This is a genomic window from Sporosarcina sp. FSL K6-1522 (genome assembly GCF_038622445.1).
Lineage (GTDB): Bacteria > Bacillota > Bacilli > Bacillales_A > Planococcaceae > Sporosarcina.
Map to the genome: position 1 here is coordinate 736,528 of NZ_CP152019.1, position 25,297 is coordinate 761,824.

A 25,297-nucleotide genomic window follows, 5' to 3' on the forward strand; every position below is an offset into this window, starting at 1 on the left:
ATACATACTTCAGGCTTTTTTATTTTACCTGTAAAGGAGGCACAAGATTGGAGCACTTAGAAGATCTATGGAGCGAAGTACTACTGAAAGTTGAACAAAAAGTTTCAAGACCTAGCTTTGAAACCTGGCTAAAATCGACGAAATTAATTGCTTATGGCGACGAAAATGCCACAATCGCCGTACCCAATTCATTCGCAAAAGATTGGCTCGAAACACACTATGTACATCTAATTACTGGCATTCTTTCTGAATTGACCGGTGAAGACCGGATTATTCAATTCGTTGTACCTAAAGATATGGAAGAAAACGATTTTATGCTGCCTAAACCGACTGTAAAAACTGTTGAGAAAGCACAGTCAACACCTGTCGCAGCTATGCTTAATCCTAAATATACATTCGATACATTTGTTATCGGTTCTGGTAACCGTTTTGCACATGCCGCATCGCTTGCAGTTGCGGAAGCACCTGCAAAGGCTTATAACCCGCTGTTTATCTATGGTGGTGTAGGTCTTGGTAAAACACACTTAATGCATGCAATCGGACATTATGTACTTGAACAAAATCCCTCTGCAAAAGTGGTTTACCTTTCATCTGAAAAGTTTACAAACGAATTTATCAACTCCATCCGTGACAACAAAGCCGTTGAATTCCGTAATCGTTATCGCAATGTTGACGTGCTTTTGATAGATGATATTCAATTCCTTGCCGGAAAAGAACAAACTCAAGAAGAGTTTTTCCATACATTCAATACGCTTCATGAGGAATCTAAACAAATTGTCATCTCAAGTGATCGACCGCCAAAAGAAATTCCAACGCTTGAAGACCGTCTAAGATCCCGCTTTGAATGGGGGCTTATTACGGATATAGCGCCTCCTGATCTGGAGACAAGAATCGCTATTCTTCGTAAAAAAGCAAAAGCCGATGGACTTATTGATATACCTAATGAGGTCATGCTATACATTGCAAATCAAATTGACTCCAATATTAGAGAATTGGAAGGTGCACTCATACGTGTAGTCGCCTATTCTTCACTCGTCAATACAGATATCAGCACAGATCTTGCTGCTGAGGCATTAAAAGATATCATTCCAAACTCAAGGCCTCGTACGGTAACAATTCTCGACATTCAAAAGTCTGTCGGAGAACATTACAATATTCGACTTGAGGATTTCACTGCGAAAAAAAGAACTCGATCCATTGCATTTCCCCGCCAAATTGCCATGTATCTTTCTAGAGAATTGACAGATTCCTCCCTACCTAAAATCGGTTCAGAATTTGGTGGACGAGATCATTCGACCGTCATTCACGCACATGAAAAGATTGTAAAAATGCTAAAAGAAGATCAGATGCTCCAGCAAGATATTCAAGATATTAAAAATGCACTCGGTCGGGGATAATGACCTGTGCATAACTTAGAATAAGTAGTGCACACTCGCAAACAAGTTATGCACATGTGGGAAACACTGAAAAAACTAGAGTTGATAGGGTTATCCACATTTCCACAGCCCCTACTACTATTACTACTAATTTATTAATAACTAATTAATATATATAAGCGAGGGTATACGATGAAATTTGAAATTATGAGAGACCAATTGCTTGATGGATTAAGTGACATTATGAAAGCAATCAGTCAAAAAGTAGCGATTCCTATTTTAACTGGAATCAAGATTGAAGTAGATGATAGAGGCGTAACAATGACAGGTAGTGATTCAGATATTACAATTTGTACATTCATTCCTGCAGAAGAAAATGGCGAACAAATTATTCAAGTAACTGAAAAAGGTAGTATTGTGTTACAAGCACGCGTTTTTAACGAGATTGTACGAAAACTACCTACAAACAATGTCACAATTGAAGTTGCAAATGGTTTACAAACACATATTCGTTCAGGCAAGTCAGAATTCCATCTAATCGGCTCGGATCCTGACGAATATCCTGTTTTACCAGACGTAAAAGATGAATACCGTTTTTCATTACCAGCAGATCTGATGAAATCAATTATCCGTGAAACGGTCTTCGCTGTGTCCCAACAAGAAACACGACCTATTTTGACTGGGGTACGTTGGGAAGGTGTAGATAACCAACTTTCTTGTGTAGCTACAGACAGTCACAGATTAGCGCGAAGATTGACGGTACCTGAAGAAATGCCTGAAATCCCGTTTAGTGTTGTCATTCCAGGTAAAAGCTTGCAAGAACTCAATAAAATTCTCCCAGACAATACAGAGTCTGTGGATATCGTTATTGCCGACCAGCAAGTATTATTCAAAACACGTAATGTGTTATTCTATTCCCGCTTGTTGGAAGGAAATTATCCGGACACATCACGGTTAATTCCATCTGAATATAAAACGTCCGTAACAGTAAACGGGAAATTACTTCTACAAGCCATTGACAGGGCATCACTTTTGGCACGAGAAGAACGCAATAATATCGTTCGATTTTCAGCAAATGAAGAGAAAGTGATTGAAATCTCTTCAAACTCACCAGAAGTCGGGAAAGTTGAAGAATTAATCGAGGCCATTAATGTGACAGGCGAAGAATTGAAAATTTCTTTTAGTGCCAAATACATGATGGACGCATTAAAAGCAATTGATGGACAGGACGTAACAATCCAATTCACAGGACCAATGCGACCTTTCATCTTAAAATCGGTTGATGATGATTCAATATTACAGCTGATTTTACCTGTAAGAACATACTAAAATGGTTAAAGGATAGTCACTAAATTGACTATCCTTTTTACTTACTGTCGAAAGTCGGCTAAAATAGAGAGATACACTAAATTACGAGAGGTTGAGGTCGAATGGAAACCCTGACAATTGATACTGAGTTCATAACACTCGGCCAGCTGTTGAAAATGACAGATATTATTAGTTCTGGCGGAATGGCTAAATGGTTCCTAGAAGAGCACACTGTTCATGTTAACGGTGAAGAGGAAAACCGCCGTGGTAAAAAACTCCGTCATGGAGATGTGATTACAATTCCTGATTTCGGGAGTTTTAAAATACATGACATATTAAACGGACAACCGGATGTATATTGAACGGCTTGCGCTAAAAGATTACCGGAATTATGCAGCACTCGATTTGTCATTTTCGCCACACATCAATGTACTCATCGGCGAAAATGCACAAGGTAAAACGAACGTCATGGAAGCAATTTATGTACTTTCAATGGCTAAATCTCATCGAACATCCAATGATCGTGAATTAATACGTTGGGAACAAGATTATGGTAAAATAGAAGGGGATATACAACGGAAATATGGACGACTTCCGTTAGAACTAACCATTTCAAAGAAAGGGAAAAAAGCGCGGGTTAATCACCTTGAGCAAAATCGCCTTAGCCTTTATATTGGTCAGTTAAACGTTGTAATGTTTGCCCCAGAAGATTTGAATCTTGTAAAGGGTAGTCCGCAGGTAAGAAGACGATTTCTAGATATGGAAATCGGACAAATTTCTCCGACATACCTTCATGAGCTGTTAACCTTTCAAAAGGTCCTCAAACAACGCAACGCAATTTTGAAACAGAATCGTGGTAAATTGGATTTACATGATGTCATGTTTGATGTTTATACAGAGCAGTATATTCAAGTCGCTGTACAAATTATTCGTAAACGATTTTATTTCATGGAACTTCTGCAAAAATGGGCAGAACCTATTCATGAAGGGATTTCACGTGGAATTGAATCACTTAAAATCGCCTATGCGACGCTAAAAGAGCTTGATTCGGGACAGACTGTGGAACAGATGGAATCTATATTTGGCCAAAGACTGCTCGAAGTAAGACGGCGTGAATTAGAACGTGGGATGACTTTGGTTGGACCACATCGAGATGACCTGCACTTTTTCGTCAATGGATATGATATTCAGACGTATGGTTCACAGGGACAGCAGCGGACAACGGCGCTGTCCCTTAAACTTGCAGAAATTGAGCTCGTAAAACAAGAAGTCGGGGAACCTCCCGTACTCCTACTCGATGATGTATTGTCCGAACTGGATGATTATCGTCAATCACATCTGTTAAACACTATTCAGGGGCAGGTACAGACGTTTGTTACAACAACGAACGTCGCGGGAATTGATCATGATACGATACGCCAGGCAGACATATTCGAGGTAACTGCAGGAGCGGTAGTAAAGAAAGAGGGATAATTATCTCTTTTGATTGTATAGATGTTAGACGTTCAGAAAGGAAAGGTGAACAGTTTGGCAATGGAAGAAAAAGATATGCAGACAGCTTATGATGCGAATCAGATCCAGGTACTTGAAGGGTTGGAGGCTGTCCGTAAACGTCCAGGTATGTATATCGGGACGACTAGTTCAAGGGGGCTTCACCATCTTGTATGGGAAATTGTTGATAATAGTATTGACGAAGCACTCGCAGGCCATTGCGATCATATCGAGGTAACGATTGAAAAAGATAACTGGATACGCGTTGATGATAACGGCCGGGGAATTCCGGTCGGTATTCAAGAATCAACAGGTAGACCAGCTGTCGAAGTAATCATGACTGTACTCCACGCTGGTGGAAAGTTTGGCGGCGGCGGTTATAAAGTATCTGGCGGATTACACGGAGTAGGAGCATCTGTTGTAAACGCTTTGTCTGAAGCAACAGAGGTTTATGTTAAACGTGATGGGAAAATTCATTACATCAAGTTTGAACGCGGTGATGTAGTAGAAGAACTAAGCGTAGTTGGCGATACTGACGAAAACGGAACGAGAATACGTTTCAAAGCGGACCCAGAAATTTTTACAGAAACAACTGTATATGAATATGACATCCTCGCACACCGGTTGCGTGAGCTTGCTTATTTAAATCGTGGCCTTCGTATCTCCATTACAGACGAGCGTGGCGAGGAGAATCGGATTGACACTTACTACTACGAAGGTGGTATTAAGTCTTACGTTGAACATTTAAATAAAAACAAAGAACCAATTCATGAAGAACCGATTTTTATTGAAGGTGAAAGAGACGGGATTTCGATTGAAATTGCGATGCAATATAACGGTGGTTATGCAGAGAATCTATTTTCATTTGCCAATAATATCAATACCTATGAAGGTGGTACGCATGAGTCAGGCTTTAAAACAGCATTAACACGCGTTATTAACGATTATGCTCGAAAAAATGGAGCGATAAAAGAATCGGATCCGAACTTGTCGGGGGATGACGTTCGTGAAGGATTGACCGCTATCATCTCGATTAAGCACCCGAATCCGCAGTTTGAAGGCCAGACGAAAACAAAACTTGGGAACTCCGAAGTAAGTACGATTACAAACTCGTTATTTTCAGAAGGATTCCAACGTTTTTTGCTTGAAAGTCCAACGACTGCACGTCAAATCATTGATAAAAGCCTCATGGCGGCACGTGCACGTATTGCTGCTAAAAATGCACGCGAGTTAACACGTCGAAAATCTGCACTAGAAGTATCCAGTTTGCCTGGGAAGTTGTCGGATTGTTCGTCACGTGATCCAGCTATCAGTGAACTATACATCGTTGAGGGTGACTCGGCGGGTGGTTCAGCGAAAAGTGGGCGGGATCGTCATTTCCAAGCGATACTTCCACTACGTGGTAAAATCTTAAATGTCGAAAAAGCTCGACTCGATAGGATTTTGGGGAATGCGGAGATTCGTATGATGATTACAGCACTTGGGACAGGTATCGGGGAAGAATTCGATTTGTCGAAAGCCCGTTATCATAAGCTCGTTATTATGACGGATGCGGATGTCGACGGTGCACATATTCGTACGCTACTGTTAACTTTCTTCTTCCGTTTCATGCGTCCGCTTATTGAAGCAGGCTATGTGTATATTGCTCAGCCTCCGCTTTATCGCGTTAAGCAAGGGAAAACGGAAGAATATTGCTATAAGGAAGAAGAACTTGAAGAAATTATAAGTAGGATGTCACCTACACCAAAACCTGTTATTACGCGTTATAAAGGTCTTGGGGAGATGGATGCGACACAATTATGGGATACAACAATGGATCCGGAGCAACGTACGTTGTTGCAAGTCCATCTTGAAGATGCATTTGATGCAGATTTAACGTTCGAGCAACTCATGGGAGATGAGGTTGAACCTCGACGCAAATTTATCGAAGAAAATGCAATGTATGTGAAGAATTTAGATACTTGAGGAACGTTGAGCTGAAAGGAGTCTAACAACATGGCAGATATGCCGAAACGTGGTGTCCAAGGCATCAACATTAGTAAAGAAATGAAGACTTCATTCCTTGATTATGCAATGAGTGTCATCGTTTCTCGTGCGCTTCCAGATGTAAGGGATGGTTTGAAGCCGGTTCACCGTCGTATTTTGTACGCAATGCAGGATCTCGGAAATACTGCGGACAAACCGCATAAGAAATCCGCACGTATCGTAGGGGACGTCATCGGTAAGTATCACCCGCATGGTGACAGTGCTGTTTACGACACAATGGTACGGATGGCACAGGATTTCAACTACCGTTATATGCTTGTAGATGGTCACGGGAATTTCGGTTCCGTTGATGGCGACGGAGCAGCTGCAATGCGATACACAGAATCGCGTATGTCCCGTATCGCAATGGAACTACTACGTGATATCAATAAAGACACAATCGATTACCAAGATAACTATGATGGACAGGAAAGAGAACCGGTTGTTTTACCAAGCCGTTATCCGAACCTACTCGTAAACGGGACATCAGGAATCGCGGTCGGAATGGCTACAAATATTCCACCGCATCATCTAGGAGAAACCATTGATGCTGTATTGGCATTGGCGGATAACCCTGCCGTTACGACAGAAGAATTGATGGACATTGTACCTGGCCCTGATTTCCCTACAGGCGGGATTATTCTTGGGCGTAGTGGAATTAGAAGAGCCTACGAGACTGGAAAAGGTTCTGTTATTATTCGCGGTAAGGTTGAGATTGAACAAAAGTCGAACGGTCGAGAAACGATTATTGTGAGTGAGTTGCCGTATCAAGTAAATAAGGCACGACTCATTGAAAAGATTGCAGAACTTGTGCGTGACAAAAAAATCGATGGTATCAGTTATTTAGCTGACGAATCGGACCGTACAGGAATGCGTATCGTTATTGACGTTCGTCGAGATGCCAATGCTAACGTGCTGTTAAACAATTTGTACAAGCAGACCGCATTGCAATCGAGTTTTGGGATTAACATGCTTGCGCTTGTTGATGGCCAACCAAAAATTCTTGCATTGAAAGAAATTTTGTATCATTACCTTGAACACCAAAAAGTGGTCATTCGTAGGCGTACACAGTACGATCTGAAAAAAGCAGAAGACCGTGCACATATTTTAGAAGGCTTGCGTATCGCACTTGATCATATCGATCAAATCATTACCCTTATTCGTGCATCAAAAACGACGGATGAAGCAAAAACAGGTTTAATCGAACAATTCAACTTATCTGAGCGTCAAGCACAGGCAATTCTCGACATGCGTCTCCAACGTTTGACAGGACTCGAGCGTGACAAAATTGAAGCGGAATATCAAGAGCTTCAGCTTCTGATTGCTGAACTTCGTGCGATTCTTGCAGATGAAGAGAAGTTACTCGACATTATTCGTGAGGAATTGCTTGAGGTGAAGACACGTTTTGAAGACAAACGGAGAACTGAGATCACTTCAGGCGGTGCCGAAATGATTGAGGATGAAGACTTAATCCCTGTTGAGAACTCAGTGTTGACTGTTACACATAACGGTTACATTAAGCGTCTACCTGCGAGTACATACCGCAGCCAACGTCGTGGCGGTCGTGGAATTCAAGGTATGGGGACGAATGACGATGACTTTGTTGAACATCTGTTGAATACGTCCACGCATGATACAATTCTATTCTTCACAAGCAAAGGGAGAGTATTCCGCACGAAAGGCTATCAAGTACCTGAATTTAGCCGGACTGCCAAAGGATTACCGATCATTAACTTATTAGGCGTAGACAAAGACGAGAAAGTAACGGCTATGATTCCAGTGGCGGAATTTGAGGAAGACAAATACTTATTCTTCGCTACACGGGATGGTATTGTGAAACGTACGCCTATCAAAGACTTTGCTAATATCCGTTCAAATGGTTTGATTGCACTGACGTTACGGGGCGATGACGAACTTATCGAAGTCAAAATGACGAACGGTGATAATAATATCGTCATCGGAACCAAAGACGGCATGTTGATCAAATTCAATGAACAAGATATACGTTCAATGAGTCGTATAGCGGGCGGAGTCCGTGGTATACGGTTACGTGAAGGCGATATTGCAATTGGTATGGATACAGTACACGAAGGCGACGAAATTCTTGTCGTAACTGAGAAAGGCTTCGGAAAGCGAACTTCTGAAGAAGAATACCGTATTCAAACTCGTGGTGGTTATGGTTTGAAAACATTGCATGTGACAGATCGGAATGGGTTACTCGTTGCGATGAAGACTGTAAATGGTACAGAAGACCTTATGTTGATTACGATTCATGGTATTTTAATCCGCATGGATATTGATGATATCTCAATCATTGGGCGAAGTACGCAAGGGGTCCGTCTGATCCGTCTTGGGGATGATGAATTAGTTGCTACTGTCGCTAAAGTTGCAAAGGACGAAGAAGTCGAAGAATTTATGGATAGTGAAGGAACGACAACAACACTACCTAACGAAGAACAAGAACTAGACGAATGAATATAAGTGGAGTTATTGGAGTAGCGAAGTTGCTATTCCGATGACTCCTTTTTATTTATCGTGTATTTCAAATAGTTAGCGTATGATAGAAAGTACTAGAGGCTGAAAGTAGGGAATAATGATGACGGAAATGTATATAAAAGTAAGTGATTTGCGCCCAGGTATCACTTTAAAAGAAGATGTATTTGCCAATACTAACTATCCTATTATTCGAAAAGATACCGAACTTTCATCTGAACACTTTGAGGTTTTATATGCTTTCGGCGTAAGGACAGTAAAAGTAGAGGAACGAGTTGTCGTCAAAAAGGAAGACTTACATGTTATTGATACAGAAAGCCCTGTAGATCCAAATGCTGTTTTAGCATCGATTCCTATGGAAGAGGCGGATTTGCAAGTGCGTTATCAAAAGGCAGTTCAAAACTACAAAAAAGAATTTAGTAGCTGGCAAGCAGGGACACGTCCAGACATAGCAACAGTTCGAGGCATTGTCATTCCACTTATCGAGACATTCATGGAGCAAAAAGAAGTATTGAAGGTTCTTAATAACTTTTCAAATACAAAAGATTATATTTATCATCACTCCATTGCTGTTGGCTTGTTGGCATCTGCGATTAGCGAACAGATGGGTTTCCCGAAAGGGCAGACATTGCAAATTGGACTTGCTGGTACTCTAGCTGATTGTGGAATGGCTAAAATTAGTTTGAAGCTTACAGAAAAAGCTGCCTTCTTGACGAAGGAAGAATTTAATGAAGTGAAAAAACATACCATCTATAGTTACCAGATGATTCAAGACACTCCTCTACTACGTACAGAAATGAAGCTAGCTATCTTCCAACATCACGAGCGCATAGATGGTAGTGGTTATCCACGTGGCAATAAGGCGGAGGAGATTTCAATCTTTTCACAAATACTCGCGGTCGCCGATGTTTTTCATGCGATGACGTCTGAGCGCGTTCACCGATCAAAAGAATCTCCATATAAGGTAATTGAAATGATTAAAGAAGAGAAGTTTGGCAAGTTCGACATAAAAGTTGTCCAAGCACTACATGATTTAGTAGATAATCTTTCAATTGGCATGAAGGTCGAGCTAACGAATGGTGTGGCTGGGGAGATTATGTTCATTCATCGTGATACGAGGCTGCGCCCGATTATAAAAAGACTCGGTGATGGTACTCTAATTGATTTAGCAATCAACCGCGATCTTGCGATAGAGAGAATCTTATAATGTAAGAGCATCTGATAGATAGCTGCTAAACGACAGTGCTTAAACAGCTATTGTTTAGCAGTTTTTGTTTAGAATCTATATGGATTAAAACTTTTATTGAAAATAGTATTGCATTCAATAAACTATGATGGTATAGTAATAAACGTTGCACTTCTGATAGAAAGAAACAACGAAAAAGAAATTGAAATTAGTTGTTGACATGAAGGACGTAACTTGATATGATATAAAGGTTGCTTCTGAGATAAGCAGCAACGACATGAACCTTGAAAACTGAACAGCAAAACGTCAATGAAATAAAGCAAAGGTGCTTCGGCACTGGAGCCAAACGTTTCCCAAAAGGAAACACAAACGAATCTTCGGATTCAAATTTGACATCTTAATTGATGCCAGCAAGAAATGAGCAATCATTTTCTTCTATTATGGAGAGTTTGATCCTGGCTCAGGACGAACGCTGGCGGCGTGCCTAATACATGCAAGTCGAGCGGACGGAAGGGAGCTTGCTCCCTGAAGTTAGCGGCGGACGGGTGAGTAACACGTGGGCAACCTGCCCTGCAGATGGGGATAACTCCGGGAAACCGGGGCTAATACCGAATAATCAGTTTGTCCGCATGGACAAACTCTGAAAGACGGTTTCGGCTGTCACTGCAGGATGGGCCCGCGGCGCATTAGCTAGTTGGTGGGGTAATGGCCTACCAAGGCGACGATGCGTAGCCGACCTGAGAGGGTGATCGGCCACACTGGGACTGAGACACGGCCCAGACTCCTACGGGAGGCAGCAGTAGGGAATCTTCCACAATGGACGAAAGTCTGATGGAGCAACGCCGCGTGAGTGAAGAAGGTTTTCGGATCGTAAAGCTCTGTTGTAAGGGAAGAACACGTACGAGAGTAACTGCTCGTACCTTGACGGTACCTTATTAGAAAGCCACGGCTAACTACGTGCCAGCAGCCGCGGTAATACGTAGGTGGCAAGCGTTGTCCGGAATTATTGGGCGTAAAGCGCGCGCAGGCGGTCCTTTAAGTCTGATGTGAAAGCCCACGGCTCAACCGTGGAGGGTCATTGGAAACTGGGGGACTTGAGTACAGAAGAGGAAAGCGGAATTCCACGTGTAGCGGTGAAATGCGTAGAGATGTGGAGGAACACCAGTGGCGAAGGCGGCTTTCTGGTCTGTAACTGACGCTGAGGCGCGAAAGCGTGGGGAGCAAACAGGATTAGATACCCTGGTAGTCCACGCCGTAAACGATGAGTGCTAAGTGTTAGGGGGTTTCCGCCCCTTAGTGCTGCAGCTAACGCATTAAGCACTCCGCCTGGGGAGTACGGCCGCAAGGCTGAAACTCAAAGGAATTGACGGGGACCCGCACAAGCGGTGGAGCATGTGGTTTAATTCGAAGCAACGCGAAGAACCTTACCAGGTCTTGACATCCCGCTGCCCGGTGTAGAGATATGCCTTTCCCTTCGGGGACAGCGGTGACAGGTGGTGCATGGTTGTCGTCAGCTCGTGTCGTGAGATGTTGGGTTAAGTCCCGCAACGAGCGCAACCCTTGATCTTAGTTGCCAGCATTCAGTTGGGCACTCTAAGGTGACTGCCGGTGACAAACCGGAGGAAGGTGGGGATGACGTCAAATCATCATGCCCCTTATGACCTGGGCTACACACGTGCTACAATGGATGATACAGAGGGTTGCCAACCCGCGAGGGGGAGCTAATCCCATAAAATCATTCCCAGTTCGGATTGGAGGCTGCAACTCGCCTCCATGAAGCCGGAATCGCTAGTAATCGTGGATCAGCATGCCACGGTGAATACGTTCCCGGGTCTTGTACACACCGCCCGTCACACCACGAGAGTTTGTAACACCCGAAGTCGGTGGGGTAACCCTTACGGGAGCCAGCCGCCGAAGGTGGGACAGATGATTGGGGTGAAGTCGTAACAAGGTAGCCGTATCGGAAGGTGCGGCTGGATCACCTCCTTTCTAAGGATTATTTCGGAAATAGACCTCTGGTCTATCCATTGACGTTTTGCGTTCAGTTTTGAAGGTTCATCTTTCTTTATAGATGATCTTTTTCAAAACTTGTTCATTGAAAACTGGATAAAACGACATTGAAAGTAACAAATCAAGAATCAACCGAGTCGATTACAATTGTAATTTACTTATGCAATACCTTTTTAAGAGCCCCTGTTTACATCGCTGTAAATAAGACTCACCAAATGGCTGTTGAAGCCGAAAGGTTAAGTTAGAAAGGGCGCACGGCGGATGCCTTGGCACTAGGAGCCTAAGAAGGACGGCACTAACACCGATATGCTCCGGGGAGCTGTAAGTAAGCTTTGATCCGGAGATTTCCGAATGGGGAAACCCACTGCCCATAATGGGGTAGTACGTTTACGTGAATACATAGCGTAAACGAGGCAGACCCGGAGAACTGAAACATCTAAGTATCCGGAGGAAGAGAAAGAAACATCGATTCCCTGAGTAGCGGCGAGCGAAACGGGAAGAGCCCAAACCAGGAAGCTTGCTTCCTGGGGTTGTAGGACACTCTACACGGAGTTACAAAGGAATGGATTAGGCGAAGCGACCTGGAAAGGTCCGCCGTAGCGGGTAAAAGCCCCGTAGTCGAAAGTCCATTCTCTCCAGAGTGTATCCTGAGTACGGCGGAACACGTGAAATTCCGTCGGAATCCGGGAGGACCATCTCCCAAGGCTAAATACTCCCTAGTGACCGATAGTGAACCAGTACCGTGAGGGAAAGGTGAAAAGCACCCCGGAAGGGGAGTGAAATAGATCCTGAAACCGTGTGCCTACAAGTTGTCAGAGCCCGTTAATGGGTGATGGCGTGCCTTTTGTAGAATGAACCGGCGAGTTACGATTCCATGCAAGGTTAAGCAGTGAATGCGGAGCCGCAGCGAAAGCGAGTCTGAATAGGGCGAATGAGTATGGGGTCGTAGACCCGAAACCAGGTGATCTACCCATGTCCAGGGTGAAGGTAAGGTAACACTTACTGGAGGCCCGAACCCACGTATGTTGAAAAATGCGGGGATGAGGTGTGGGTAGCGGTGAAATTCCAATCGAACCTGGAGATAGCTGGTTCTCTCCGAAATAGCTTTAGGGCTAGCCTCAAACGTTAAGAATCTCGGAGGTAGAGCACTGTTTGGACTAGGGGCCCATCCCGGGTTACCGAATTCAGACAAACTCCGAATGCCGATGATTTATGTTTGGGAGTCAGACTGCGGGTGATAAGATCCGTAGTCGAGAGGGAAACAGCCCAGACCACCAGTTAAGGTCCCCAAGTATTCGTTAAGTGGAAAAGGATGTGGCGTTGCCCAGACAACCAGGATGTTGGCTCAGAAGCAGCCATCATTTAAAGAGTGCGTAATAGCTCACTGGTCGAGTGGCGCTGCGCCGAAAATGTACCGGGGCTAAACGAATCACCGAAACTGTGGATTGACACCTTAGGTGTCAGTGGTAGGAGAGCGTTCCAAGGGCGTTGAAGCTAGACCGTAAGGACTGGTGGAGCGCTTGGAAGTGAGAATGCCGGTATGAGTAGCGAAAGAAGGGTGAGAATCCCTTCCACCGAATGCCCAAGGTTTCCTGAGGAAGGCTCGTCCGCTCAGGGTTAGTCGGGACCTAAGTCGAGGCCGAAAGGCGTAGACGATGGATAACAGGTTGATATTCCTGTACCACCTCCCCGCCGTTTGAGTAATGGGGGGACGCAGTAGGATAGGGTGAGCGCGCTGTTGGTTATGCGCGTCTAAGCAGTGAGGTGTGGAACGAGGCAAATCCCGTTCCTATAACATTGAGCTGTGATGGCGAGGAGAATTGTCTCCGGAGTCCCTGATTTCACACTGCCAAGAAAAGCCTCTAACGAGGCGGGAGGTGCCCGTACCGCAAACCGACACAGGTAGGCGAGGAGAGAATCCTAAGGTGATCGAGAGAACTCTCGTTAAGGAACTCGGCAAAATGACCCCGTAACTTCGGGAGAAGGGGTGCTCTGGTAGGGTGTTAAAGCCCGAGAGAGCCGCAGTGAATAGGCCCAGGCGACTGTTTAGCAAAAACACAGGTCTCTGCAAAACCGCAAGGTGAAGTATAGGGGCTGACGCCTGCCCGGTGCTGGAAGGTTAAGAGGAGAGGTCAGCGCAAGCGAAGCTTTGAATTGAAGCCCCAGTAAACGGCGGCCGTAACTATAACGGTCCTAAGGTAGCGAAATTCCTTGTCGGGTAAGTTCCGACCCGCACGAAAGGCGTAACGATCTGGGCACTGTCTCAACGAGAGACTCGGTGAAATTATAATACCTGTGAAGATGCAGGTTACCCGCGACAGGACGGAAAGACCCCGTGGAGCTTTACTGTAACCTGATATTGAATTCCGATGCATCCTGTACAGGATAGGTAGGAGCCTTAGAGCCCGGAGCGCCAGCTTCGGAGGAGGCGTTGGTGGGATACTACCCTGGATGTATTGGACTTCTAACCCATGCCCCTTATCGGGGCAGGAGACAGTGTCAGGCGGACAGTTTGACTGGGGCGGTCGCCTCCTAAAGAGTAACGGAGGCGCCCAAAGGTTCCCTCAGAATGGTTGGACATCATTCGTAGAGTGCAAAGGCATAAGGGAGCTTGACTGCGAGACCTACAAGTCGAGCAGGGTCGAAAGACGGGCTTAGTGATCCGGTGGTTCCGCATGGAAGGGCCATCGCTCAACGGATAAAAGCTACCCCGGGGATAACAGGCTTATCTCCCCCAAGAGTCCACATCGACGGGGAGGTTTGGCACCTCGATGTCGGCTCATCGCATCCTGGGGCTGTAGTCGGTCCCAAGGGTTGGGCTGTTCGCCCATTAAAGCGGTACGCGAGCTGGGTTCAGAACGTCGTGAGACAGTTCGGTCCCTATCCGTCGCGGGCGCAGGAAATTTGAGAGGAGCTGTCCTTAGTACGAGAGGACCGGGATGGACACACCGCTGGTGTACCAGTTGTCTTGCCAAAGGCATCGCTGGGTAGCTATGTGTGGACGGGATAAATGCTGAAAGCATCTAAGCATGAAGCCCCCCTCGAGATGAGATTTCCCATTACGCAAGTAAGTAAGATCCCTCAAAGAAGATGAGGTTGATAGGTCTGGGGTGGAAGCGCGGTGACGTGTGGAGCTGACGGATACTAATCGATCGAGGACTTAACCTTATTTAAAAAGCGCACGGTTGGCTCGATTTGTGCAATACAATGTTGGTTTTATTCAGTTTTGAGTGAACAAGCTCAAAATAGTCTGGTGACGAAGGCGAAGAGGTCACACCCGTTCCCATCCCGAACACGGAAGTTAAGCTCTTCAGCGCCGATGGTAGTTGGGGGTTCCCCCCTGTGAGAGTAGGACGTCGCCGGGCACATGGTCATTACCAATAGGTAATGGCTTTTTTGTGTTTTAGAATATAAAACTATAGATTTTTCTCATCAAATTGATTCAGTGGAATGTGAGATGCAGCTGAGATTGCTTACTTTTATACAAACATAGTGAATGATTGCAATCATTTTGCTAAGATATTTAGAACCATACTGCTAATTATTCCAAATTAATCGCTATTAATAGTATTGAGGAGGACATTGGAATGGTGTTTCAATAATTCTATAAAGCAGCCTGCAAAATGTAATGTAATATATATGCCTTTTTTAAAAAAAGTACTAGGGCTAACTATCGAGAGTTGGCTTGTCCGACAAAGCAATGTGTAGCAATTAGCCAGATCGTTAGTGATGAACTAACTTATGAATGCCACTGTTCGCTGAGCCGACATTTGTGCTTGTAATTATGTAGCAGCTTTCGAAGGAATGACGATGGTCGTTATGATGTACGGAATGGTATTTGCTTGTAGGGAATTGGATTATATCGTAAAGAGAAATGTTTCGGAAGACCTGTTTGGGTGTCTTTGTGAAATCGGGACGCAATCATTTTTAGGAAAGAAGACTTCGCACTTAAAAAAGAAGGTTATTAATCAATAGGTGAGCCAGAGATGAATCCATTTACATAGTGAAGTGGCTAAATCATCATTAGATGGTGAGCATAGGCTTTCTGGATAGCCCCTATCGAATGAATAGCGGATTATGCTGGTGCTAACCTAAGTAATGAAGTTTAAAAGAGGGAATGTAAAACTTCTTTTAAAAATAGGGTTGCATTTAATAAAGTGAGGTGGTATAGTAAATAACGTTGCACTTCTGATATAAAGAAACCGATGAGAAAGTAATTAAAAGTAATTGTTGACTCATACAAAAAGAAATGCTATGATAGATAATGTTGCGCTTCCAATATAGAGAAACGACGAAAAAGAAATTGAAATTAGTTGTTGACATGAAGGACGTAACTTGATATGATATAAAGGTTGCTTCTGAGATAAGTAGCAATGACATGAACCTTGAAAACTGAACAGCAAAACGTCAATGAAATAAAGCGAAGGTGCTTCGGCACTGGAGCCAAACGTTTCCCAAAAGGAAACACAAACGAATCTTCGGATTCAAATTTGACATCTTAATTGATGCCAGCAAGAAATGAGCAATCATTTTCTTCTATTATGGAGAGTTTGATCCTGGCTCAGGACGAACGCTGGCGGCGTGCCTAATACATGCAAGTCGAGCGGACGGAAGGGAGCTTGCTCCCTGAAGTTAGCGGCGGACGGGTGAGTAACACGTGGGCAACCTGCCCTGCAGATGGGGATAACTCCGGGAAACCGGGGCTAATACCGAATAATCAGTTTGTCCGCATGGACAAACTCTGAAAGACGGTTTCGGCTGTCACTGCAGGATGGGCCCGCGGCGCATTAGCTAGTTGGTGGGGTAATGGCCTACCAAGGCGACGATGCGTAGCCGACCTGAGAGGGTGATCGGCCACACTGGGACTGAGACACGGCCCAGACTCCTACGGGAGGCAGCAGTAGGGAATCTTCCACAATGGACGAAAGTCTGATGGAGCAACGCCGCGTGAGTGAAGAAGGTTTTCGGATCGTAAAGCTCTGTTGTAAGGGAAGAACACGTACGAGAGTAACTGCTCGTACCTTGACGGTACCTTATTAGAAAGCCACGGCTAACTACGTGCCAGCAGCCGCGGTAATACGTAGGTGGCAAGCGTTGTCCGGAATTATTGGGCGTAAAGCGCGCGCAGGCGGTCCTTTAAGTCTGATGTGAAAGCCCACGGCTCAACCGTGGAGGGTCATTGGAAACTGGGGGACTTGAGTACAGAAGAGGAAAGCGGAATTCCACGTGTAGCGGTGAAATGCGTAGAGATGTGGAGGAACACCAGTGGCGAAGGCGGCTTTCTGGTCTGTAACTGACGCTGAGGCGCGAAAGCGTGGGGAGCAAACAGGATTAGATACCCTGGTAGTCCACGCCGTAAACGATGAGTGCTAAGTGTTAGGGGGTTTCCGCCCCTTAGTGCTGCAGCTAACGCATTAAGCACTCCGCCTGGGGAGTACGGCCGCAAGGCTGAAACTCAAAGGAATTGACGGGGACCCGCACAAGCGGTGGAGCATGTGGTTTAATTCGAAGCAACGCGAAGAACCTTACCAGGTCTTGACATCCCGCTGCCCGGTGTAGAGATATGCCTTTCCCTTCGGGGACAGCGGTGACAGGTGGTGCATGGTTGTCGTCAGCTCGTGTCGTGAGATGTTGGGTTAAGTCCCGCAACGAGCGCAACCCTTGATCTTAGTTGCCAGCATTCAGTTGGGCACTCTAAGGTGACTGCCGGTGACAAACCGGAGGAAGGTGGGGATGACGTCAAATCATCATGCCCCTTATGACCTGGGCTACACACGTGCTACAATGGATGATACAGAGGGTTGCCAACCCGCGAGGGGGAGCTAATCCCATAAAATCATTCCCAGTTCGGATTGGAGGCTGCAACTCGCCTCCATGAAGCCGGAATCGCTAGTAATCGTGGATCAGCATGCCACGGTGAATACGTTCCCGGGTCTTGTACACACCGCCCGTCACACCACGAGAGTTTGTAACACCCGAAGTCGGTGGGGTAACCCTTACGGGAGCCAGCCGCCGAAGGTGGGACAGATGATTGGGGTGAAGTCGTAACAAGGTAGCCGTATCGGAAGGTGCGGCTGGATCACCTCCTTTCTAAGGATTATTTCGGAAATAGACCTCTGGTCTATCCATTGACGTTTTGCGTTCAGTTTTGAAGGTTCATCTTTCTTTATAGATGATCTTTTTCAAAACTTGTTCATTGAAAACTGGATAAAACGACATTGAAAGTAACAAATCAAGAATCAACCGAGTCGATTACAATTGTAATTTACTTATGCAATACCTTTTTAAGAGCCCCTGTTTACATCGCTGTAAATAAGACTCACCAAATGGCTGTTGAAGCCGAAAGGTTAAGTTAGAAAGGGCGCACGGCGGATGCCTTGGCACTAGGAGCCTAAGAAGGACGGCACTAACACCGATATGCTCCGGGGAGCTGTAAGTAAGCTTTGATCCGGAGATTTCCGAATGGGGAAACCCACTGCCCATAATGGGGTAGTACGTTTACGTGAATACATAGCGTAAACGAGGCAGACCCGGAGAACTGAAACATCTAAGTATCCGGAGGAAGAGAAAGAAACATCGATTCCCTGAGTAGCGGCGAGCGAAACGGGAAGAGCCCAAACCAGGAAGCTTGCTTCCTGGGGTTGTAGGACACTCTACACGGAGTTACAAAGGAATGGATTAGGCGAAGCGACCTGGAAAGGTCCGCCGTAGCGGGTAAAAGCCCCGTAGTCGAAAGTCCATTCTCTCCAGAGTGTATCCTGAGTACGGCGGAACACGTGAAATTCCGTCGGAATCCGGGAGGACCATCTCCCAAGGCTAAATACTCCCTAGTGACCGATAGTGAACCAGTACCGTGAGGGAAAGGTGAAAAGCACCCCGGAAGGGGAGTGAAATAGATCCTGAAACCGTGTGCCTACAAGTTGTCAGAGCCCGTTAATGGGTGATGGCGTGCCTTTTGTAGAATGAACCGGCGAGTTACGATTCCATGCAAGGTTAAGCAGTGAATGCGGAGCCGCAGCGAAAGCGAGTCTGAATAGGGCGAATGAGTATGGGGTCGTAGACCCGAAACCAGGTGATCTACCCATGTCCAGGGTGAAGGTAAGGTAACACTTACTGGAGGCCCGAACCCACGTATGTTGAAAAATGCGGGGATGAGGTGTGGGTAGCGGTGAAATTCCAATCGAACCTGGAGATAGCTGGTTCTCTCCGAAATAGCTTTAGGGCTAGCCTCAAACGTTAAGAATCTCGGAGGTAGAGCACTGTTTGGACTAGGGGCCCATCCCGGGTTACCGAATTCAGACAAACTCCGAATGCCGATGATTTATGTTTGGGAGTCAGACTGCGGGTGATAAGATCCGTAGTCGAGAGGGAAACAGCCCAGACCACCAGTTAAGGTCCCCAAGTATTCGTTAAGTGGAAAAGGATGTGGCGTTGCCCAGACAACCAGGATGTTGGCTCAGAAGCAGCCATCATTTAAAGAGTGCGTAATAGCTCACTGGTCGAGTGGCGCTGCGCCGAAAATGTACCGGGGCTAAACGAATCACCGAAACTGTGGATTGACACCTTAGGTGTCAGTGGTAGGAGAGCGTTCCAAGGGCGTTGAAGCTAGACCGTAAGGACTGGTGGAGCGCTTGGAAGTGAGAATGCCGGTATGAGTAGCGAAAGAAGGGTGAGAATCCCTTCCACCGAATGCCCAAGGTTTCCTGAGGAAGGCTCGTCCGCTCAGGGTTAGTCGGGACCTAAGTCGAGGCCGAAAGGCGTAGACGATGGATAACAGGTTGATATTCCTGTACCACCTCCCCGCCGTTTGAGTAATGGGGGGACGCAGTAGGATAGGGTGAGCGCGCTGTTGGTTATGCGCGTCTAAGCAGTGAGGTGTGGAACGAGGCAAATCCCGTTCCTATAACATTGAGCTGTGATGGCGAGGAGAATTGTCTCCGGAGTCCCTGATTTCACACTGCCAAGAAAAGCCTCTAACGAGGCGGGAGGTGCCCGTACCGCAAACCGACACAGGTAGGCGAGGAGAGAATCCTAAGGTGATCGAGAGAACTCTCGTTAAGGAACTCGGCAAAATGACCCCGTAACTTCGGGAGAAGGGGTGCTCTGGTAGGGTGTTAAAGCCCGAGAGAGCCGCAGTGAATAGGCCCAGGCGACTGTTTAGCAAAAACACAGGTCTCTGCAAAACCGCAAGGTGAAGTATAGGGGCTGACGCCTGCCCGGTGCTGGAAGGTTAAGAGGAGAGGTCAGCGCAAGCGAAGCTTTGAATTGAAGCCCCAGTAAACGGCGGCCGTAACTATAACGGTCCTAAGGTAGCGAAATTCCTTGTCGGGTAAGTTCCGACCCGCACGAAAGGCGTAACGATCTGGGCACTGTCTCAACGAGAGACTCGGTGAAATTATAATACCTGTGAAGATGCAGGTTACCCGCGACAGGACGGAAAGACCCCGTGGAGCTTTACTGTAACCTGATATTGAATTCCGATGCATCCTGTACAGGATAGGTAGGAGCCTTAGAGCCCGGAGCGCCAGCTTCGGAGGAGGCGTTGGTGGGATACTACCCTGGATGTATTGGACTTCTAACCCATGCCCCTTATCGGGGCAGGAGACAGTGTCAGGCGGACAGTTTGACTGGGGCGGTCGCCTCCTAAAGAGTAACGGAGGCGCCCAAAGGTTCCCTCAGAATGGTTGGACATCATTCGTAGAGTGCAAAGGCATAAGGGAGCTTGACTGCGAGACCTACAAGTCGAGCAGGGTCGAAAGACGGGCTTAGTGATCCGGTGGTTCCGCATGGAAGGGCCATCGCTCAACGGATAAAAGCTACCCCGGGGATAACAGGCTTATCTCCCCCAAGAGTCCACATCGACGGGGAGGTTTGGCACCTCGATGTCGGCTCATCGCATCCTGGGGCTGTAGTCGGTCCCAAGGGTTGGGCTGTTCGCCCATTAAAGCGGTACGCGAGCTGGGTTCAGAACGTCGTGAGACAGTTCGGTCCCTATCCGTCGCGGGCGCAGGAAATTTGAGAGGAGCTGTCCTTAGTACGAGAGGACCGGGATGGACACACCGCTGGTGTACCAGTTGTCTTGCCAAAGGCATCGCTGGGTAGCTATGTGTGGACGGGATAAATGCTGAAAGCATCTAAGCATGAAGCCCCCCTCGAGATGAGATTTCCCATTACGCAAGTAAGTAAGATCCCTCAAAGAAGATGAGGTTGATAGGTCTGGGGTGGAAGCGCGGTGACGTGTGGAGCTGACGGATACTAATCGATCGAGGACTTAACCTTATTTAAAAAGTGCACGGTTGGCTCGATTTGTGCAACACAATGTTGGTTTTATTCAGTTTTGAGTGAACAAGCTCAAAATAGTCTGGTGACGAAGGCGAAGAGGTCACACCCGTTCCCATCCCGAACACGGAAGTTAAGCTCTTCAGCGCCGATGGTAGTTGGGGGTTCCCCCCTGCAAGAGTAGGACGTCGCCGGGCACATGGTCATTGCTAAATTAGCAGTGGCTTTTTTGTATTTAAAAATATAAAATCTCATGCGATAGGGCAAGTTATATTTCAGAGATTGGAAGGTATCCTTCCCTAAGCACGAAAGCGGTTATAGTGGCATTTTCAAGTCTGTATTCTTAAGATATCTGAACTTTTTCTTAGCATATATAGAGATATCCGGCTTTTTCTAGCCTCTTAATCACGATGCAGTAGTCTTGTTTCAGCTATTAAATACATGGAAATCTCCTTTTTTAAGTCCTTTAGTTATCTATACTTGTAATTACTTCAAATTCAGCCTATTGTTTAAATAGCATCAAAATTAAAGGGGCTACTATTTATGAAAACACTGTACGAGTTTTCAGTGAGAAGAACAGATGGTACACTTCAATTAATGGACGAATATAAAGGAAAACCGTTAATTATTGTGAATACGGCTAGTAAATGCGGATTTACAAATCAGTTCAAAGAACTCCAAGAATTGTATGAAGAATATCAAAATCAAGGTTTGGTGATACTTGGATTCCCATCGGGTAATTTTAATAACCAAGAATTTGAAAATATTGATAAGACGATAGAGTTTTGTGAAATTAATTTTGGTGTAACGTTCCCGATGTTTGCCAAAGTACATGTTAAAGGGAAAGATATTGAACCGTTGTTTGCATTTCTTATATCTGAAAAAAAGGGTTTATTAACAGAGGGAATCAAGTGGAACTTCACAAAGTTTCTAATTGATCGTGAAGGAAATGTTGTAGAACGAATTGCACCACAGGTTTCACCGTTAAAAATGCAGCGGCGAATTGATCAAATTGTTTAGCGAATAATAGGAATAGTTTTTCTTATCGGCGCAACCTTGACAGTCATTGTCTACGCTGATAACCTTTTAATAATATTCATCTGAAAACAGTTAAATTAGGAGGCGTAATGAATGTGGGAATCAAAGTTTGCGCGTGAAGGACTTACGTTCGATGATGTGTTGCTTGTACCGGGACCTTCTGAAGTATTACCTAAAGATGTGTCACTTTCTGTTAATCTGACAGACAAGATCAAGTTAAACATCCCTGTTATTAGTGCTGGAATGGATACCGTTACGGAGTCGAAGATGGCAATTGCAATGGCACGTCAAGGTGGGCTAGGTATCATTCATAAGAACATGAGTATTGAGGAACAGGCTGAACTAGTTGTGACTGTTAAACGTTCCGAAAACGGTGTTATTACAAACCCGTTTTATCTTACGCCTGAACATCAAGTTTTCGATGCTGAGCATTTGATGGGGAAATACCGTATTTCTGGTGTTCCAATTGTGAATAACACGGAAGAGCTGAAGCTTGTTGGGATTCTGACAAACCGTGATCTTCGTTTTATCCAAGATTACTCTTTAATCATTGATGATGTCATGACGAAAGAAAATCTTGTGACGGCACCAGTTGGTACTACACTCGAGGATGCTGAAAAGATTTTGCAGAAATATAAAATCGAGAAGCTTCCAATTGTTGATGAGGCTGGCATTTTGAAAGGATTAATCACGATTAAGGATATTGAGAAAGTGATTGAGTTTCCAAAGGCTGCGAAGGATCAGCAAGGACGTCTACTTGTTGGAGCAGCTGTTGGTGTAACATCTGATACGATGGTACGCATTGAGAAGCTAGTGAAAGCAGAAGTCGATGTTATCGTTATTGATACGGCGCACGGCCACTCAAAAGGTGTGTTAGATACGGTTGCTGACATTAGAAGACAATATCCTGATCTTGATATCATCGCTGGAAACATTGCAACAGCTGAAGGTGCACGTGCGCTTTATGAAGCGGGTGCTGATGTTGTTAAGGTTGGTATCGGTCCTGGTTCGATTTGTACAACACGCGTTGTTGCAGGTGTTGGTGTTCCACAGATTACAGCTATCTATGAGTGTGCGACAGAAGCGCGTAAGCATGGTAAAACGATTATTGCAGATGGAGGCATCAAGTTCTCTGGAGATATCGTCAAAGCTCTTGCTGCGGGTGGACATGTTGTTATGCTAGGAAGCCTTCTTGCGGGTACGACGGAAAGTCCCGGGGAAACAGAAATCTTCCAAGGACGTCGTTTCAAAGTATACCGTGGTATGGGGTCAGTTGCTGCAATGGAACGCGGATCGAAAGACCGTTATTTCCAAGACGATGCGAAGAAACTCGTACCTGAGGGTATTGAAGGTCGTATGCCATACAAAGGTCCACTTGCGGATACAATCCATCAGTTAATCGGTGGTGTTCGTGCAGGTATGGGCTACTGTGGAACGAAGGATTTACATGACCTACGTGAAAAGGCACAGTTTGTACGTATGACAGGTGCAGGGCTTCGTGAAAGTCACCCACACCAAGTACAGATTACAAAAGAAGCACCAAACTATACACTTTCATAAGAGATTTCATATCGGGAGTCGATTTTTCCTGAACTTGGAGTTGGAATGAAGGAACTTCAGCACCTTTCCTGCGTCTACATATGAGCGGAAAGGTGCTTTTTCTGTTTAGTTCCCATGTAGTAATAGAACTATGATAAAATGATTTTTAGAAACAGTAATGACGGAGGTAATATAGTGAAACGGGAAATGAGAAAATGGGTGGCCATGTTGCTGATGCCACTACTGTTGTTGACGACACTTGGCACAGCACCTGCATATGCGGACACAACACTTGGTATTCATGTCGATGGTGCGATTTTAATTGATGCAGATAGTGGAAAGATTTTGTATGAAGAAAATGCAGATACGCCATTGGGCATTGCGAGTATGACAAAGATGATGACTGAGTATCTTCTTTTCGAAGCGATTGAGGAAGGGAAGATTAGCTGGGATCAACAATATAAAGTGAATGACTATACATATGCGATTTCACAAGATCGACGTTTAAGTAATGTGCCACTACGAAGAGATGGTACGTATACAATTCGTGAACTTTACGAGGCATTGGCTATTTACTCGGCAAATGCAGCGACAATTGCTATTGCTGAGACCATTGCCGGAACTGAGACTGAGTTTTTGAAGCTCATGGATGCGAAAGCCAAAGAGCTGGGCTTGGAAGATTATAAATTCGTCAATTCAACAGGGTTGAACAATAGTGATTTACAGGGGATGCATGCGCAAGGGACAGGCGTTGATGATGAAAACGTCATGCCAGCGAAGTCGGTTGCAAAACTTGCCTATCATTTGCTGAATGATTACCCGGAAGTGTTGGAAACGACAAAGATTAATTCCAAAACCTTCCGTGAAGGCACACCAGATGCAATTAAGATGGATAACTGGAACTTCATGCTTCCAGGATTTGTCTATGAGTATACTGGTGTTGACGGCCTGAAAACAGGTACAACTAATTTTGCAGGGCATTGCTTTACAGGGACGGCGACACGTGATGGTAAACGACTCATTTCGGTAGTCATGAAGGCAGTCGATGCAAAAGGTGAGGGTTCCTATAAAGCGCGATTCGATGCAACGCGTGCTTTGTTCGATTATGGTTTTAGTCAATTCTCAGAAGTGGAATTTGTTCCTGCGGGTTATCAATTTGCAAAGCAAAAAGAACTTGATGTCGTTAAAGGAAAAGAGAAAGCGGTTGCCATCGAAGTGAAAGAACCAATTCGCATGATGGTGAAGACGAGCGAGAAAGATTTGTATGTTCCTGAACTGGTTATTGATGAGTCAAAACTAAAAGATGGTGCGCTGCTCGCACCGTTTAAAAAAGAGACAGTCGTTGGCCATGTCAACCTTGTGAAAACGGAAGGGACGGATTATGGATTTATCGATTCTGACAATCTGGGTGCTGAAGTGGTGACGAAGGTTGCTGTTGAGAAAGCAGGTTGGTTCTCACTGACGATGAGTGCAATCGGTAGTTTCTTTGCAAACGTTTGGAATGGTGCAACAAGCTTTGTTAAAGGTTTGTTTAATTAAAAATGAAGGCGAT

10 protein-coding genes and 6 rRNA genes are annotated in these 25,297 nt (G+C 45.3%); all 16 read left to right on the forward strand.

What is annotated here, in order from left to right; genetic code table 11:
• The first annotated feature begins 47 nt into the window (after positions 1–47).
• The 16 genes from dnaA to MKY34_RS03630 all read left to right on the forward strand — a co-directional run bounded on the left by dnaA (position 48) and on the right by MKY34_RS03630 (position 25,284).
• Positions 48–1,397 (forward strand): chromosomal replication initiator protein DnaA, encoded by a 1,350-nt coding sequence (gene dnaA, locus MKY34_RS03555; protein WP_342513881.1) that lies wholly within the window; start codon positions 48–50, stop codon positions 1,395–1,397.
• Between the two features lie 171 nt (positions 1,398–1,568).
• A complete protein-coding gene (gene dnaN / locus MKY34_RS03560; RefSeq protein WP_342513882.1) occupies positions 1,569–2,705 on the forward strand; it encodes a DNA polymerase III subunit beta in 1,137 nt (378 codons plus the stop codon).
• 101 nt (positions 2,706–2,806) lie between these two features.
• Complete coding sequence (yaaA, locus tag MKY34_RS03565) at positions 2,807–3,046, forward strand: S4 domain-containing protein YaaA (RefSeq protein WP_342513883.1); 240 nt, start codon at positions 2,807–2,809, stop codon at positions 3,044–3,046.
• On the forward strand, positions 3,036–4,157 hold the full coding sequence (gene recF, locus MKY34_RS03570; RefSeq protein WP_342513884.1) for a DNA replication/repair protein RecF: 1,122 nt from the start codon (positions 3,036–3,038) through the stop codon (positions 4,155–4,157). Before yaaA ends, recF begins: the two co-directional genes overlap by 11 nt.
• 60 nt (positions 4,158–4,217) lie before the next feature.
• Positions 4,218–6,140, forward strand: a complete 1,923-nt coding sequence (gene gyrB / locus MKY34_RS03575; protein WP_342513885.1) for a DNA topoisomerase (ATP-hydrolyzing) subunit B — start codon at positions 4,218–4,220, stop codon at positions 6,138–6,140.
• 30 nt (positions 6,141–6,170) lie between these two features.
• Positions 6,171–8,675, forward strand: coding sequence for a DNA gyrase subunit A (gene gyrA / locus MKY34_RS03580; RefSeq protein WP_342513886.1), 2,505 nt, complete (start codon positions 6,171–6,173; stop codon positions 8,673–8,675).
• Positions 8,676–8,796: 121 nt separating this feature from the next.
• On the forward strand, positions 8,797–9,900 hold the full coding sequence (locus MKY34_RS03585) for an HD-GYP domain-containing protein (RefSeq protein ID WP_342513887.1): 1,104 nt from the start codon (positions 8,797–8,799) through the stop codon (positions 9,898–9,900).
• Positions 9,901–10,316: 416 nt separating this feature from the next.
• Positions 10,317–11,868 (forward strand): 16S ribosomal RNA (locus MKY34_RS03590).
• Between the two features lie 255 nt (positions 11,869–12,123).
• Positions 12,124–15,057, forward strand: a 23S ribosomal RNA gene (locus MKY34_RS03595).
• An 81-nt stretch (positions 15,058–15,138) separates the two neighbouring features.
• A 5S ribosomal RNA gene (rrf, locus tag MKY34_RS03600) occupies positions 15,139–15,254 on the forward strand.
• A gap of 1,173 nt (positions 15,255–16,427) precedes the next feature.
• Positions 16,428–17,979: ribosomal RNA gene (locus MKY34_RS03605) — 16S ribosomal RNA — on the forward strand.
• A gap of 255 nt (positions 17,980–18,234) precedes the next feature.
• Positions 18,235–21,168: ribosomal RNA gene (locus MKY34_RS03610) — 23S ribosomal RNA — on the forward strand.
• A gap of 81 nt (positions 21,169–21,249) precedes the next feature.
• Positions 21,250–21,365, forward strand: a 5S ribosomal RNA gene (rrf, locus tag MKY34_RS03615).
• The 16S, 23S and 5S rRNA genes sit together here, the layout of an rRNA operon.
• 346 nt (positions 21,366–21,711) lie before the next feature.
• Positions 21,712–22,188 carry a glutathione peroxidase gene (locus MKY34_RS03620; protein ID WP_342513888.1) on the forward strand — a complete coding sequence of 159 codons (477 nt, stop codon included), beginning with the start codon at positions 21,712–21,714 and terminating at the stop codon, positions 22,186–22,188.
• Positions 22,189–22,299: 111 nt separating this feature from the next.
• Positions 22,300–23,766 carry an IMP dehydrogenase gene (gene guaB, locus MKY34_RS03625; RefSeq protein ID WP_342513889.1) on the forward strand — a complete coding sequence of 489 codons (1,467 nt, stop codon included), beginning with the start codon at positions 22,300–22,302 and terminating at the stop codon, positions 23,764–23,766.
• A 186-nt stretch (positions 23,767–23,952) separates the two neighbouring features.
• Positions 23,953–25,284 carry a serine hydrolase gene (locus MKY34_RS03630; RefSeq protein ID WP_342515180.1) on the forward strand — a complete coding sequence of 444 codons (1,332 nt, stop codon included), beginning with the start codon at positions 23,953–23,955 and terminating at the stop codon, positions 25,282–25,284.
• The last annotated feature ends 13 nt before the right edge of the window (positions 25,285–25,297 follow it).